The organism is Tenuifilum sp. 4138str, assembly GCF_041102575.1.
Lineage (GTDB): Bacteria > Bacteroidota > Bacteroidia > Bacteroidales > Tenuifilaceae > Tenuifilum > Tenuifilum osseticum.
Map to the genome: position 1 here is coordinate 30,275 of NZ_JBGCUE010000016.1, position 14,779 is coordinate 45,053.

Below are 14,779 nucleotides of genomic sequence, written 5' to 3' on the forward strand. Positions count from 1 at the left end.
TGTGTTTTAGGCATTAACTGGCTCGTACTTCCATACCTTTCCGGCATCGGTACAGGAAATGGCAATTTCATTAATGGTGATGGAGAACAGGGGGTGAATAAAGTCAGGGGCAATCTCCTTAAGGGGCTCAAGAATGAACCTGCGTTTATGGAGTTGCTTGTGGGGAACAATAAGTTCAGGGGTGTAAAGTATCAGATGGTCGTAGAATAGCACGTCGATATCCATTGTGCGCGAGGTATAGCCCTTACCGTTGCGTTCGCGTCCCAGTTTCGATTCAATGTACGAAATCTCCAGCATAATGGCAGCCGGGCTAAGGCTTGTTTCAACCATTAAAACCTGGTTCAGAAAGTTGTTTTCGCTTTCAAAGCCCCAGGCTTCCGATTCGTATATGGATGACGATTTCTTGATTGTTCCAATTCGGGCTGCAATAGCCTCGCGGGCCGAATCAATCAGCTGCTCTCTATCACCTAAATTACCACCTATCGATAGGTAAACTTTAGCCATGACTTTTTGGGTTAGTGTAGCAAACATATCGTTTTTTTTAAAAGGCTATTCGCCTTTAGCAAAATTTTTTTAAACCGAAATTAACATGTTATTAACAATCAATAGTATAGGTATTATGGGTTTTGATATTCAAATGCACAATTTTATTAAACTTAAAAGGAGTTTTGTTTTTCCCAAATTAGTCAATTGAAAAATTCAATTGACTAATCGACTAACAAAATCTAATCATTCCGAAGTCTCGGAATGAAAGATTTTGGTAAGTCGGGATTACCTTGATTAGTCAATAGAAACAAGTTATTTAAATGTTTTTTGGGTTTCTATTGACAAATCTCGCTTAATTTTTTCGTAAATTGGGGTATTGAAAATTTTTGATCCATCCATGTTCAAAAATGTTTTGATAGCAGTTTTAATGGTGGCAGGCAATTTTTACTTGTTTGCCAAGGAACTACCTAATAGGATTCTCATCATTAACTCTTATCATACTGGTTTAAGCTGGACCGATAGTCTAAATAAGGGGTTTATTGATGCAGTTAAAGGATTTGACCAGTCTGTTGAGTTCTTTATTGAAAATCTTGATACCAAGCGTTTTCCGGAAAATCTAAACAGGAGAGAGCAAAAAATCTATTTATCGACCCGGATACAGCAAATAAAACCTAATCTTATTGCCCTAACCGATGACGACGCCTTTATCTTAATGGAATCGCTCCTAAAGGAGATTTCAGGGTTAGACACTATTCCCGTGGTTTTCATGGGCGTAAATCATGATAAGGCTTACCCTAAAAATTTTACTGGAGTACTGGAAAGGGTTGATATAAAAGCAAACCTTGAGTTTATAAAGCAACTTCAACCTAATGTAAAAAGGGTTTACTGTGTAACCGATGAAACAACCACAGGCAAGGTAATTGGCGAGAGGATTAATAACACCCTACTAAAGTATAATCCTGGTTTTGAGGTGCGCGTTATTTGGAACCTTAGCTATTATGACCTAATTGATACTCTTTCTAATTTAAGCGATAACGAGGCAATCCTATTCTTACTTTTCAATAGAGATATCAAGGGGAACTATTTTTCCTATGAGGCAATACTGGATTCATTAAGCAGGAACGTTAAAGCTCCCATTTACGGCACATGGTCGTTTTACCTAAACCATGGAATAGTTGGAGGAGCCATAATATCGGGTTACCATCACGGTAAACGAGCCGGAGAGCTAGCAAGTCTGCTACTGAAAGGGGTTTCGCCCAAAACTATTGCTCCTACCGATGGCCCATCCGATTTTATTGTTGACCATTTACAACTTGTAAAATATTCCATTTCACAAAAACTTTTACCCCAAGGAACGCTCATCCTTAATAAAAATAAAAGGTTTATTCATTTAAGCAGAGGCACAACTCTGGTAGTTGCAGCGATAGTTCTTTTGCTAATTGTGCTTTTAATTTTCATGGGTGTGTATAGCCGCATGAGGCACAAGGCGCTAAGGTTGCAAAAGTACTACAACACATTGCTGGAGCAAAAGAACCAAGAGGTTGAAAACAGCTTAAAGTTTGCAGAGGAGGCAAATGAGCTAAAGAGCGCTTTCCTGGCCAATATGAGCCATGAAATCCGTACACCCATGAATGCCATTGTTGGTTTTTCAAAGCTGATAAAGGAATCATCGCTGCTAAGTCCGGAAGAGGTAAACGGTTATCTTGATATTATTGCAGAGAATGCTCAACGGCTAATGAGGCTTATTAACGATATCATTGATATTTCAAAGATTGACTCAAAGCAGCTTTCCATCTATAAACGCCCTGTTCAGCTTGGCCCCCTGTTTGCCAACTGCTATAGGGCTGCCGAGGTAGAACTCGACAGGGTGAACAAAAATAACATAGCCATTGAAATGTCGTTTCGTCCCACCGATGCAGCCCTTGAGGTAGTAACTGATCCCGATAGGCTTCAACAGGTGGTAATGAACCTGCTAAACAATGCCATTAAGTTTACCAGTAGTGGACGGATAGTTTTAGGTTACAGTGTTATACACGATTTACTCAGAGTGAGCGTGGAGGACACAGGCATTGGTATCGACTCGCAGTATCTCGATGCAGTTTTTGAGCGTTTTAGGCAGATAGACGGAACGCTGAACCGGGAGTACGGCGGGTCAGGTTTAGGCCTTTCAATATGCAAGGGAATAGTGGAGGCTATGGGAGGAAGGATTGGTGTGGACTCAAGGCCAGAGGTAGGATCAACCTTTTGGTTCGAGGTACCCATAAGTTTAGCCACACCCGGGCAGCAGGTTGAGGTACCAATTAAGGTTTCAAAGTCAAAGCTGAAAAACAAGGTTTTGCTTATTGTTGAGGACAACGAGCCCTCGGCAATCCTTTTAAGGGAGATGCTCAAGGGTACGGGTGCAGTGCTCCTTCAGGCTGCTACAGGCAAAGAGGTTGCAACTATCCTGAACGATAAGGTTAAAATTGATATTGCGCTGGTTGATGTTTACCTACCCGATATGTCGGGCTACGAGGTGGTTACAAAAATTAAGCAGGCTCAGCCTAACGTTAGGGTAATTGCGCAAACAGCTAATGCTATGGATACCGATAGACAAAAGTCGCTTGAGGCAGGTTGCGATGAGCACATCACCAAGCCAATAGACAAGGATAAGCTTATTGAACTACTTTCAATGTTACTTTCCTGATTTTCCTAAAGGAAAAACAGCGCAACGCCTACCACAGTAATTACTGCTCCTGCAAGCTCTTTAACAGTAATTTTTTCCTTGAAAACAACTACGGCTGGAGCAATAATTAAAACGGGTACAATCGACATCAAGGCCGACGCAACTCCTGTTGAGGTGTATTTTACGGCTAAAAGCGAAAAGGAAACACCCAAAAACGGGCCAAAGAATGCCCCAATTAAAAGCCGCTTCATAGCCTTACCGTTTCGTAATGCATCGGAAAGGTTTTTCCACTTATTTGATAAGGCAAAAAAGAGAGTAAAACCAACAATTCCTGTAATAACTCGTATTTGAACGGAGGGGATAACATCGTAGCCGGCCATTCCGTACTTACTCAAAACTAAGCCTCCGGCTTGACCCAGCGCGCCGCCAAACGCCAGAAGTATCCCTCCAACCGGATACGAAAACCGAACCCGTTTTCCATTTCCGTTCTCATTGGCCGACTGGCGCTCCAATACTACCAATACTATACCCGCTAGCACAACAGCCATGGCAATGGCCTGCTTGAGCGTTAGGGTTTCGCCCATGGTTATCCAACCTATGATTGCAGCCAATGGCGGAGCTAACGACATTATAAGCATGGAGATACGGGAGCCAATAACAACGTACGACTGAAAAAGAAATAGATCGCCTAAAACAAATCCTACCAAACCCGAAAGCGAGAGCCAAACCCACTGATGCGTGCCGGCATCAACCGGAAATGCTTTTCCGCGACTTATCAGGGCATACACCGAAAGGAAAATAAAGGCAGTACCCAGCCTTAAAAGGTTAACCGAAAGCGAACCCACCTTTCGGCTTGCCGATTCAAAGGCCAGGGCGGTTACAGTCCAAAAAAAGGCTGTTAGCAAAGCGGCAAGCTCGCCGTAGTATTGTTCCATAAATTCATGTTAATAAATATTACCCAGTTGGAGTTTAATGGAGCTGTTTGGTTTAATACTCCATAAAATAAATTGGGCTGTACCATAAGGAACAGCCCATTGTATCTTGTTCATTAACCTGTTACAGAGCGTTAACGTGTTTCTGAATTGAACTCTTAAGGTTAGCTGCTTTATTCTTATGAATGATATTGTTCTTGGCTAACTTATCGAGCATAGCCGATACTTTAGGAAGTAATTCCATGGCAGCAGCCTTATCGGTTGTGTTGCGTAAAGCCTTTAGGGCATTACGGGTTGTTTTTGCATAGTAACGGTTGTGTTCCCTGCGAGTCTCAGTTTGTCTGATTCTCTTTTCAGCTGATTTATGGTTTGCCATCGCTAAAAAAGTATTTTCATGTTTAGTAGCCCGTAGGGGAATCGAACCCCTGTTACAAGGATGAAAACCTTGCGTCCTAACCCCTAGACGAACGGGCCATTGTTTACTTTGCAAAGAGCATTACCTCATGAAAGCGGGTGCAAAGGTAAACGATAAATTTTTTTCTGCAAAATTTTTGCTAAAATTTTTTACTTAAAAGTGTATCGAACTGAAAATCCGGCATTAAACCAAATACCAGGGGACTCAATAATGTTAAAAATTGGCAGAATGTCCAGCCCCAAGCAAATGGGAGCATCCTTAAAAGTGTACTCAAGGCCAATTACACCGTCGGCACCAAGGAAAACTTTGCTACCGTATTCGCTCTCAAATGGATTCTTTTTATCGGCATTGGCAGTAGCAAAATGGGCACCAAATCCGTAGTACCACTTTAAACCCGGTGCATCGGGTATAGGATTGTGAAGCTGATAAAGTCCGGTAATACCAATTCCTCCCCACCCAAACGATAAAACACCCTCAACTGCTGATTTCTGGGCAAAGAAATGTTTAACGGTAACTCCGGAGGGATAGCCACCTCTGAGGCCAAGACCAGTTTTATAGTCCTGGGCATTTGCAGCTGAATAAGCTACAAACACTGTAGCGAGAATAAAGAGTAATCTTTTCATATTATAGGTATTTAGTTCGTGCAAATATATTCATTTGACATTAAAAAGCGTTAGTGTTTAACAACCTCATCAGCTAAATGTTGTAAATCGGTTCCAGCAAGATTGCCTGAAGTCATTATCAACAGGTTGCTATTGCCCCAGTTGTGCTGTAATAGGACGTCGACAAGGTTGTTTGCATCAGTAAATACAGCAGGATGAGGATCACCAAATCCTTGAATTACATCGTTTGGGTCAATTGGTGGCAATTTTTTCAATTCCAGGGCATGGGGATTGAAGAAAACGTATGCAACATCAGCACCTGTGAGAGTTCCATTATACTGGCTTAAAAAATCTTTTGTCAGGCTACTAAAGGTGTGTAGCTCAAAGCATACCACCAGTTTTCGGGCAGGATATAGCTCCCTAACAGCCTCAATGGTAGCTTTAAGTTTTGATGGTGAATGAGCAAAATCCAAAAAAACACTGGTGCTTGTTCCTTGCGCTAGCAGCTGCAATCGCTTTGAAGCTCCTTCGAAAGTTTCAATGGCATTGTAGAATTGTTTTTCAGTAACTCCAAGGGTAATGCAAGCCGCTTTCGCAGCCGATATGTTCTGCATATTGTGCTTTCCGAATACCTTTAATGGGATGCTTGTGCCATTGAAATCAAGGCTCCAGATGCCGTTTGCTATACCATGTGGATGGGTATGGTAGGGAATTCTTTTGATATCGTTCCGTTGGCTTTCTTCTACAACCCTACAAACCTCAGGGTCGTCGGCACAGTATATGATTGTTCCGTTGGGCTCAATACAATCAATAAACTTAGCAAACTGTTCCCGGTAGATATCAAAAGTGGGAAAAACGTTAATATGATCCCATGAAATTCCCGATATAATTGCAATGTTTGGACGGTAAACATGAAATTTTGGTCGAGGATCGATAGGGGATGTAAGGTACTCATCGCCCTCAAAAACTGCAAATGGCGCATCATCGGAGAACGACACCATATTCTCAAAGCCCTTTAGCTGAGCGCCAACCATATAATCGAACTTAAAGTTGAGGTGCTTTAGCACGTGCATGATCATTGATGTGATAGTGGTTTTGCCATGGCTTCCACCCACAACAATCCTTGTTTTTTGTCGCGATTGCTCGTAAAGGAATTCGGGATACGAATAGATCTTTATGCCAAGTTCTTTTGCCCTGAGCAATTCCGGATTATCGGCTCGTGCATGCATGCCCAGCACAATGGCATCAATTTCAGGGGTTATAATGCTTGGGTTCCAACCCTGATGGCTAGGCAAAAGACCATGGTTCTTAAGACGTGAAAGCGATGGTTCAAAAATTTCATCGTCGGAACCGGTTACCTGGTAACCTTTTAGCTTCATGGCTATGGCCAGGTTGTGCATTGCGCTGCCGCCTATAGCAATAAAATGAACACGCATTTCAGTTTCTGGGATTGAGGTTATGGAAATATGTTTTCTACCGTTTCTTATTGTTCAAGTAATTTTTCCATTCAATGGTATTGCCGTAAAACACGTTAAAATCAACCTTACCCTGAACTCCTTTTAGTCGCCCCTCGTGGTGGTACTGCCAAAAGGTCCATGACTTCTCAATTTCGGGGGTATGATCGAAAGAGCAGATCCAGATATCGTGATCGGGAAACGTTTCGCTAATGTACCATTTAAATGTATCCTTATTGGTGTAAATTAAAACCTTTTGTCCAGTTGTTTTTTCAACAAGTTCGACAAAGTCAACCAGGTCGGCAATTATTTGCTTGCGTGGCCTACGAACCACATTACCCCATTCCTCAACATCAACCACAGGGGGTAAATCGAGTTCAACCCCATCAATTGCCCTTAAGAAGTTTTGTGCCTGAGCAATGCCCCTCCGGTTGAAGTTAAAGAAATGGTAAGCACCCACGGGAATACCCGCTTCCCTTGCACGGGTAACATTGTTGCGAAACGATTTGTCCTTAAGGGTGGCACCCTCGCTTGCCTTTATAAAGGCAAAATCAACCTTATGATCCTTTACTTTTTCCCAGTCAATTTTTCCGGTATGAGCTGATACGTCGATACCCCAAATCAAGTAACGGTGATGAGGATCGGAAATGAATCGTACAATAATCCATACGGCTAAAGCACCAATAAAAAGGGCAACGGGTAAAATGTAATGGCTATTTCTTTTTTTCCTCTTCATAGTATTGCTGCAAATATACCGAAATGTTGTAAAAATGCTGTGTTAGCTAATCACTATCAATTTAATTAACTATCAGCATACTTTTAGAATTAGGTCAAAAATTGCTGTATATTTAAAAAAAATTTAGTATGAAGTTTCGCATAGTTAAGGCTATAGCTTTAAACATCTCCTTACTACTAATACTTTTTGTTGCTCAATCGGGGTTTATAAGCGCTCAGGACGATTTGCTGGAAGGTGTTAAGCCTTCATCGCTTGAGGCACTTGCAAAGGTTCTGGAGCGTCCCGACGACTCTGTGAAAGTGGTTACATTAAAGTTACTATGCTGGGAGAACCGAAACAGCGATCCGGATAAAGCCATAGAGTATGGACAAATGGCGGTTTCGCTTGCCAAATCGTTAAACCTTAAAATGGAATTGTCCGATTCATACAACCGCTTAGGTATAGCTTATAGGAACAAAGGACGATACGCTCAAGCCCTGGAGTGTTACTTTAACGGATTGGAGGTTTCACGAACCCATGGTTTTGACAAGCACTTAGCATTTCAGTATAACAACCTAGCCGACCTGTATAATAGGCTTGGGCTGTACGGAAGAGCTATTGAGTTTGGCAAGCGTGCCATGGAGTATGCCCAAAAGGTTAACGATGATTATACCCTTGCCTACATTTACAACATCATGGGTACCATATACAAGAATAAGAATGAGCTAGATTCGGCGCTAAATTGTTTCACGCATTCACTGGAGTTACGGCAGAAAATTGGATACAATCAGGGTATAGCAACGTCGCATCTCAACATAGGATCAATAGAGCTGCTGAGGGAACAATACAGTAAAAGTTTACAAAGCATTCAAACTGCCATTGATTTATATTCACCCAAAAACGATTTGCAAGGGATTGCAATTGCATACTATTACAAAGGTCAACTATACAATAAATTAGGTAACTTCAATAATGCCATTTACTGTTTTGATGAAAGCTTAAAGTATAACGAGAGTTTTAAGAACCTTACGGTATCGCGCGATTGCTATAACGGTTTGGCATATGCCTATGCTCAAAAGAAACTATTCGATAAGGCATACTATTTTAGTAGCAAGGCAACCGAGATAAACGATAGCATATCGCTTAGCCAGTACGTTGAGCGCTTAACCCAGCTAACTGAGGCTTTAAAGTACGAGGAAACGCTGAACCTACAAAAAGAAAGGGAAAAGGCACTTGCTGAACGCTTGGATTTCCAGCGAAATATTATAAAACTTTACATTGCAATCATAATCCTTCTTGCTCTTGTAGTTGGGCTTGGTATTTATTTTTACATTAAACGGGCAAAGGATATCAGGCTACTACAGGCTCAGCGCGATGAAATTAACATGCTTAACAGTACCAAGGATAGATTTTTCTCAATTCTTGCCCATGACCTTAAAAATCAGTTAACCTCCATTGTAACCATTGCGCAAATGGTAAAGGATAAAAGTCTTGCCATTGGCGACGATGGATTGATAGAGCTTTCGAGGCGTTTATATGCCTTAGGCTTTGCCACAAACGATTTGCTGGAAAATGTTCTTAGCTGGATTAAATCGCAGGGTAAGCAGGTTATAGCCCGAAAGAGCAACATTGATTTGAAAGAGTTTATTGACAGGGTAATACTGACCCAAAAGCCTGCAGCCGAGATTAAAAGTGTTGCTATAAACAACAGGGTTGAGCCCGGCATTAGCATTCACACCGATACCGATATGTTAAGCACGGTGGTTAGGAATTTGATTTCTAATGCCATTAAGTTTTCTAACCCCGGGGGAAGGGTTGATGTGTTCGCTTTGCAAAAGGGAAACCATGTGGAAATTTCCATTACCGATTACGGGGTGGGTATGCCCAGGGAAACCACCGATAGGCTTTTTAATACCCTAGAATCATTGACCCAACCTGGCACAATGAACGAGCAGGGTAGTGGGCTTGGCTTAATAATCTGCAATCAGCTGGTAACCGATTTAGGCGGACAGATTAAGGTAACCAGCGAGCCGCAAAGGGGGAGCACTTTTACGGTTAGTTTGCCTCACGTTAGTTAAAGTACTTACCGACCTTGTTTATAGCCGTAGGGAGGGCAAACACCACTACTCGGTCGTAGGGCTTTATTTCTGTATCGCCTTTAGCAATAAAGGCGTTATCGCCACGAACAACACCCCCAACTATGGCATCCTTAGGGAAGCCAATATCCTTGAGTTTACCCTTGGTTATAGGGGCGCCTGGTTTAACAATAAACTCAAGCACCTCGGCATCGGAACCGGTAAGGCACTTGATGGTGGAAACATCGGTGCTCATGGTGTAGCGGAAAATGCGGCTTGCCGTAATCAACTTCTTATTAATTACGGTATCAACACCAATACTTTCAGCTAACCTTATATAGTTGATGTTTTCAATCTCGGCAATAGTCTTTTTTACCCCCATTCGCTTTGCAATAATACACGACAGGATATTGGTTTCCGAATTACCGGTAACCGCCACAAAGGCGTCCATGTACTGTAGGCCTTCTTCCATCAACAGGTCGGTATCACGCCCATCGCCATTAATTACAAGAGCATTTTTAAACTGGGCAGCCAGCTTTTCGCTCTTCTCGGGGTCAACCTCAATAAGCTTAACATTCATGGAACGCTCCAGCTCAGTGGCCAGATGTATTGCAATGCGGCTTCCTCCCAGAATCATCAGGTTGTTAACATCAATATTCTTTTTTCCGGAGTACTCCAGCATCTCTTTAATACCATTCTGGTTTGCAATAACGTAAACAAGGTCGTTTACCTTGAATTGGTCGTTCCCCCGGGGGATAATGGTAATACCCTCGCGCGATATGGCAACGGCTCTATAGTCCAGACTCTGAGTATTCTTGGTAGCCTGAAGCAGTGTATAGTCAACAACCGGAGAATCCTCTTCGAGCTTGAATACAATGAGCGAAAGCTTTCCACCGGAGAAATCGACAAACTCGGTAGAGCTGGTTTGGCCAAGCAGGGTGATAATTTCGCGGGCGGCTAGCCTTTCAGGGTAGATGAGCGAATCGATACCAAGGTTTAGGAAAATTTCCTTGTTGTTGGGTTGTAGGTATTCCCACTTGTCGATACGGGCAATTACCTTTTTGGCGCCAAGTTTTTTGGCAAGGGTTGCCGAAACTATATTGGTTTCCTCAGAGTGTGCAACGGCTATAAACAAATCGGCCTTTTTGATGTTAGCCTCCTTCAAAACCTTTATCGATGTTGCCGAACCCTGAATGGTGAGTACATCGGCAGTGGCTGTGACGTGACTAAGCATCTCCTCATCGGGGTCAATCACAGTAACATCGTGATATTCCTTGGCTAACATTTTAGCCAGATGTGTTCCTACTTCGCCTGCGCCAACAACTATAATGTACATGGATTATTTATTCAAAAATAAATTGCAAAGTAACATCATTTTTAATCAAAATGTACATGGGTGTAAATAATTATTATCTACTGAAATGCAAAGGTTTTCGGATTCGTTTCGTTAAGGTTATATTCAAAAAAGCCCGAAAGGCTTGTATTGTAATAAGCAATATTGTTCTTAATCAGTGTTGATGTAAGCCGATTAGCGTATGCCGATTTAACGCTTGGGTCAATAATCACCTTTTGTGGGTTAATGATGTTCAATAGGCTGCTGGTATAAAAACGGTTGGCAATAAGCAGGTCAACATTTAGGGGATTAATGTTTTTAATATTCTTTGCGCTATCGTTATAGGCTAATGCAATGGATTTGTTACCTGTAATGAGTAAAGCCAACCCCGATTTTCGGATGATTTTTAGCTGGGTTGAATGCTCCTCCTTTTGGTACAAGTTTAGGTTTATTTCATGGGATTTTTGTAACGCCCGATTTCTGATGTATCCATCAGTTGGATACTTGGTATCGATGGAATCGTAGAGAACCATTAGAGCGTTTCCGTAACAGTTTACACATATTACTGAACTTTTTGGTACAGGAAACACAACCAGCTCCGCATGATTTTTAACCCTTAGCAAGTGCACTGTGCCAATGGCAAGTACGCCTATAAGCGAAATAAATGATAGCTGCAGAAAGGATTTTCGACGATTTACTAGATATACCGAAAACATCAGGGTTGATAGAAAAAGTAGTATTGCCTGCCAGCTGGTAAAGAATATTGAACCTATACTGGAAAAGGGAAATGTATCAATTAGCTTAAGCCCTGAATTTAAGAGCCATGTAGTAAACCCAAGAACTTTAGCAAACAGAAAGCCCAATTGCTCAATTATTGAAAAAGTTACCGTGACCAAGGAAAGATACAAAACTATAGTTGCCAGCGGAATTGCAATGAGATTTGTGACCAGGAATACAACAGGGAACTGGCCAAAGTAGTAAAGCGTTAGGGGTAGGGTAAGGATTTGCGCTGCAGCCGAAACCGACAAGAGCGACCATAGGTAATCAATTAGCTTAAATTGTGGTTTAACTAGATTGTATATGATAGGATGAAAAAAGACGATAGAAAGAACAGCGGCAAATGAGAGCTGGAAGCCAACGTTAAACAACATAAATGGATTACTTGCCAGCAGAACGAAGGCTGCAGCTGCAAGTGTATTGTAGCCATTGGTCTTTAATGAAGCAGTTTGCCCAATGGCAAAAAGCGAAAACATTATGGTAGCTCTACAAACCGAGGGCGATAAACCGGTAATTACTGCATACCCCCACAGTACGGCAAGGGCTATGGCCAGCCTAATTCCCATCCAGTATCGCCGTTTTGGCAAAAGGGCAACAATCATCACCGCCAACCCAAAAATCAACCCCACGTGCAACCCGGAAACAGCAAGTATATGCATGGCCCCCACCGATGAGTATACTTTTCGGATTTCATCGTCCAACAGCGATTTGTATCCTAGCATTAATGCTGAAATCACAGCCAGTTCCTGGCCGCCTATTCCGTACCCTTTCAGGGTTTCAATTACATAGTTTTGTGCATTGAATGCTAACTTGAAGATTTTATTCGGATTGCTTCCAACTTTCTCCCAGTAACCCTGGCTAACCCGTATGTAGTAAACAATTCCTAAAAGGTGCATGTACCTTTTCAAGTTAAACTGGTACGGGTTGGGAGGTTCCGAAAATTCCTTAAGATTTCCCGATAGGGCTATTATATCGCCATAGCTTAATGCCTGGCTAGCACTATCGGAAAGTAAAAAGTATAGTAGCACGGGTTTTGGCGAATCAAGAGCCGAAAATGGTTTTATATCTATAATTTCAGCCTTAACCTTAATGGAATTGGTTCCAGCAACAGGCGGCTCAGTAAGCCTTAGCAGCATGGTATAGTTCGAGTTTGGTTTAATGTTTACTTCCGGCCTTTTGGCCGACACAAGTAAGCAACCAATGAAAACTAGCAGGAAGTTAAGTGTTAAACCAAAAACCCATCGTTTAGTCCATGACCCGATGAAATATCGAGTAAAAAGCAGGAGTAAAAAAAGTATAAGTATGGCAAAAATTAGAAGTGTTGTGCTGAAAGGATTGAAGTAATGCTGAGTAAGAATACCGCCTATTAATGGTAATACCAAACGAAAAAAAGGAACCTCATGGATATTTGCAGGTATTTTTACCATACTGGTTGTAACTGCAACTAAATTTACAACTTTTAATCTTGAGTTTCAAAACCTGCTATAGGCTTCAGCTATTTTTGCACTGTTAGGGATTCACCCCATTTGTATGCCTCATCCTTTGAGTTGAAAAATTTGAGCGGGAGCCCATAAACATTTGCCACCTGAAGTATAAGGTTAAGGTAATAACGCTTGAATGTATTTCCATCAAAAACCACTGCAGCCCATTTTAAACCCTGGCTAACAGCCTGTGGCAAAGCCACCTGTTCAAACCATTTTCGGTTATTGGGGTTTACTACACCCTGGTCTCTTATATCGGAAATGTAACCAATTACCTCTAACCCAGAGTTGCGCTGGAATTCCAAAAGCGCCTGAAAGAGCGCTTTGTACTCCTCAAAGGTTTGGTTTCCGTGCCAGGTAACCTCAACACACTTTTTTTCTGGGTTGTATATACCTACCGCATAATGGCTGTTGAAGATTTCAATAAAACCCATAAAAGTTAAATTGATTTTCTCTTGCAATTTAGTGGTTTACAATTAGCAAGTCAATAGGTTATAAACGCTCATTTTAATTTTGTGGATAGAATCATTAAATCTAACTACAAAAAACGTGGTTTTAAAAACAAAACGATATTTTTGCTGTGATAAACAATGAATAATATGTCACTTTCGTTCGATCCTAAAGATTTTGACAGTATTATTGTGGTTGGCGACAGAGTTTTGATTAAGCCCAAAAACCCCGATGAACGAACTAAGGCAGGGCTTTTACTGCCACCGGGAGTTCAGGAAAAGCAAAAAGCCCATAGCGGTTATGTGGTTAAGGTTGGCCCAGGATATCCAATCCCAATGTTTACGGAGGCCGATGAACCCTGGAAAAAGAGCAGAAACGACGCTAAGTACTTCCCCCTGCAAGCGCAGGTAGGCGACCTTGCGGTTTATCTGCACGAAAATGCTATTGAGGTTGAGTTCAACAGCGAGAAGTATGTGGTTGTTCCTTTCTCATCAATTTTATTACTTTTCCGCGACGAGGGTCTGTTGGAATAATCGTTTTAGATGGGAAAAAACTGGCTTAAATATTTTGTTATGTTTCATTTTCATTTATATTTGCATGAGTATGTTTGTGGATGTTTGATTTAATGTGCGTTTTGAATAACTTGAATTATACTAATCAGTAATAACAACTAATTATGAAGAAAACAAACCTAATAATCAACATTCTGTTTGGCGTTGCCATAGTTGTTCTTTTTGTTCTTTATTTTACCAAAGTAAATAAAAGGGGTGATGTTAAAGGAACCGAAGGGAGTGCCGCATCAACGGAACAATTTACTGCTGCGTGGGTTAACATGGACACCCTCATGAATAGCTACGATATGTACTTTGACATGAAAAAGGAACTTGAAGAGAGCGGTAGAAAGAAAGAGGCTGACCTTAACGCAAAGTCGCGTAGCTTTGAGAAGGAAGCATATGATTTTCAGGATAAGGTACAAAAGGGCTTACTAACCCGCTCCGAGGCACAGCAGCTTCAAACCAACCTTGCTGCCAAAGAGCAGCAGTTATACCAGCTTCGGGATGAGATGCGCATGCAGCTTGCCGAGGAGGAACAGGTTAAACTCCGATTGATTCACAATAGCATTGTAGAGTACCTTAAAGAGTACAACGCCGATAAGGGTTACCATTTAATTCTCAGCAACACATTCGGTGGCCCGCTTTTATACGGAAATCCCGCTAACGATATTACCAAGGAGGTGATTGAGGGTTTAAACAAAAAGTACGCTGAAACCAAGAAAAAATAATACCCACCTATACTAAACCTAAACCAACCCGAAACCCTTTCGAATCTTTTTCATGAGAAAGGGTTTCGCTATTTTTGTAACGCCATGTGGGTAAACTACTTCACAAAAAAGA

General features: G+C 41.6%; 13 protein-coding genes and 1 tRNA gene. 4 read left to right on the forward strand and 10 right to left on the reverse strand.

The features are described from left to right. Positions 1-6 precede the first annotated feature (6 nt). Positions 7-504, reverse strand: a complete 498-nt coding sequence (gene folK / locus AB6811_RS13055) for a 2-amino-4-hydroxy-6-hydroxymethyldihydropteridine diphosphokinase (RefSeq protein WP_369491014.1) — start codon at positions 502-504, stop codon at positions 7-9. A 379-nt stretch (positions 505-883) separates the two neighbouring features. Here folK and AB6811_RS13060 point away from each other — a divergent pair, with 379 nt between their 5' ends. Continuing rightward, positions 884-3,172 (forward strand): ABC transporter substrate binding protein, encoded by a 2,289-nt coding sequence (locus AB6811_RS13060; RefSeq protein ID WP_369491017.1) that lies wholly within the window; start codon positions 884-886, stop codon positions 3,170-3,172. 5 nt (positions 3,173-3,177) lie between these two features. On the opposite strand, the gene AB6811_RS13065 is transcribed toward AB6811_RS13060, so the two are convergent. The 6 genes from AB6811_RS13065 to AB6811_RS13090 all read right to left on the reverse strand — a co-directional run bounded on the left by AB6811_RS13065 (position 3,178) and on the right by AB6811_RS13090 (position 7,290). Continuing rightward, entirely contained in the window at positions 3,178-4,086 is a 909-nt protein-coding gene (locus tag AB6811_RS13065; RefSeq protein WP_369491020.1) for a DMT family transporter, read from the reverse strand. Positions 4,087-4,207: 121 nt separating this feature from the next. After that, positions 4,208-4,459: a 30S ribosomal protein S20 gene (gene rpsT / locus AB6811_RS13070; protein WP_369491022.1), complete on the reverse strand. Its 252-nt coding sequence runs from the start codon at positions 4,457-4,459 to the stop codon at positions 4,208-4,210. 26 nt (positions 4,460-4,485) lie between these two features. Further along, positions 4,486-4,557: transfer RNA gene (locus AB6811_RS13075), tRNA-Glu, on the reverse strand. A 90-nt stretch (positions 4,558-4,647) separates the two neighbouring features. Beyond that, positions 4,648-5,121, reverse strand: a complete 474-nt coding sequence (locus AB6811_RS13080; RefSeq protein ID WP_369491024.1) for a hypothetical protein — start codon at positions 5,119-5,121, stop codon at positions 4,648-4,650. A gap of 50 nt (positions 5,122-5,171) precedes the next feature. Continuing rightward, entirely contained in the window at positions 5,172-6,536 is a 1,365-nt protein-coding gene (locus AB6811_RS13085; RefSeq protein ID WP_369491027.1) for a UDP-N-acetylmuramate--L-alanine ligase, read from the reverse strand. 37 nt (positions 6,537-6,573) lie between these two features. Next, positions 6,574-7,290 (reverse strand): glycoside hydrolase family 25 protein, encoded by a 717-nt coding sequence (locus AB6811_RS13090; protein WP_369491030.1) that lies wholly within the window; start codon positions 7,288-7,290, stop codon positions 6,574-6,576. A gap of 128 nt (positions 7,291-7,418) precedes the next feature. Here AB6811_RS13090 and AB6811_RS13095 point away from each other — a divergent pair, with 128 nt between their 5' ends. Beyond that, positions 7,419-9,347, forward strand: a complete 1,929-nt coding sequence (locus AB6811_RS13095; RefSeq protein ID WP_369491032.1) for a tetratricopeptide repeat-containing sensor histidine kinase — start codon at positions 7,419-7,421, stop codon at positions 9,345-9,347. Here the strand turns inward: AB6811_RS13095 and trkA are convergent. The 3 genes from trkA to AB6811_RS13110 all read right to left on the reverse strand — a co-directional run bounded on the left by trkA (position 9,340) and on the right by AB6811_RS13110 (position 13,369). Then, positions 9,340-10,680, reverse strand: a complete 1,341-nt coding sequence (gene trkA / locus AB6811_RS13100; protein ID WP_369491035.1) for a Trk system potassium transporter TrkA — start codon at positions 10,678-10,680, stop codon at positions 9,340-9,342. The two genes, AB6811_RS13095 and trkA, sit on opposite strands and share 8 nt — an antisense overlap. Before the next feature lie 77 nt (positions 10,681-10,757). Beyond that, on the reverse strand, positions 10,758-12,881 hold the full coding sequence (locus tag AB6811_RS13105; protein WP_369491038.1) for a ComEC/Rec2 family competence protein: 2,124 nt from the start codon (positions 12,879-12,881) through the stop codon (positions 10,758-10,760). Positions 12,882-12,949: 68 nt separating this feature from the next. Next, on the reverse strand, positions 12,950-13,369 hold the full coding sequence (locus tag AB6811_RS13110) for a hypothetical protein (protein WP_369491039.1): 420 nt from the start codon (positions 13,367-13,369) through the stop codon (positions 12,950-12,952). Between the two features lie 156 nt (positions 13,370-13,525). Here AB6811_RS13110 and AB6811_RS13115 point away from each other — a divergent pair, with 156 nt between their 5' ends. Beyond that, entirely contained in the window at positions 13,526-13,918 is a 393-nt protein-coding gene (locus tag AB6811_RS13115; protein ID WP_369491040.1) for a co-chaperone GroES, read from the forward strand. 143 nt (positions 13,919-14,061) lie between these two features. Further along, positions 14,062-14,667, forward strand: coding sequence for an OmpH/Skp family outer membrane protein (locus AB6811_RS13120; RefSeq protein ID WP_369491041.1), 606 nt, complete (start codon positions 14,062-14,064; stop codon positions 14,665-14,667). Positions 14,668-14,779: the final 112 nt, after the last annotated feature.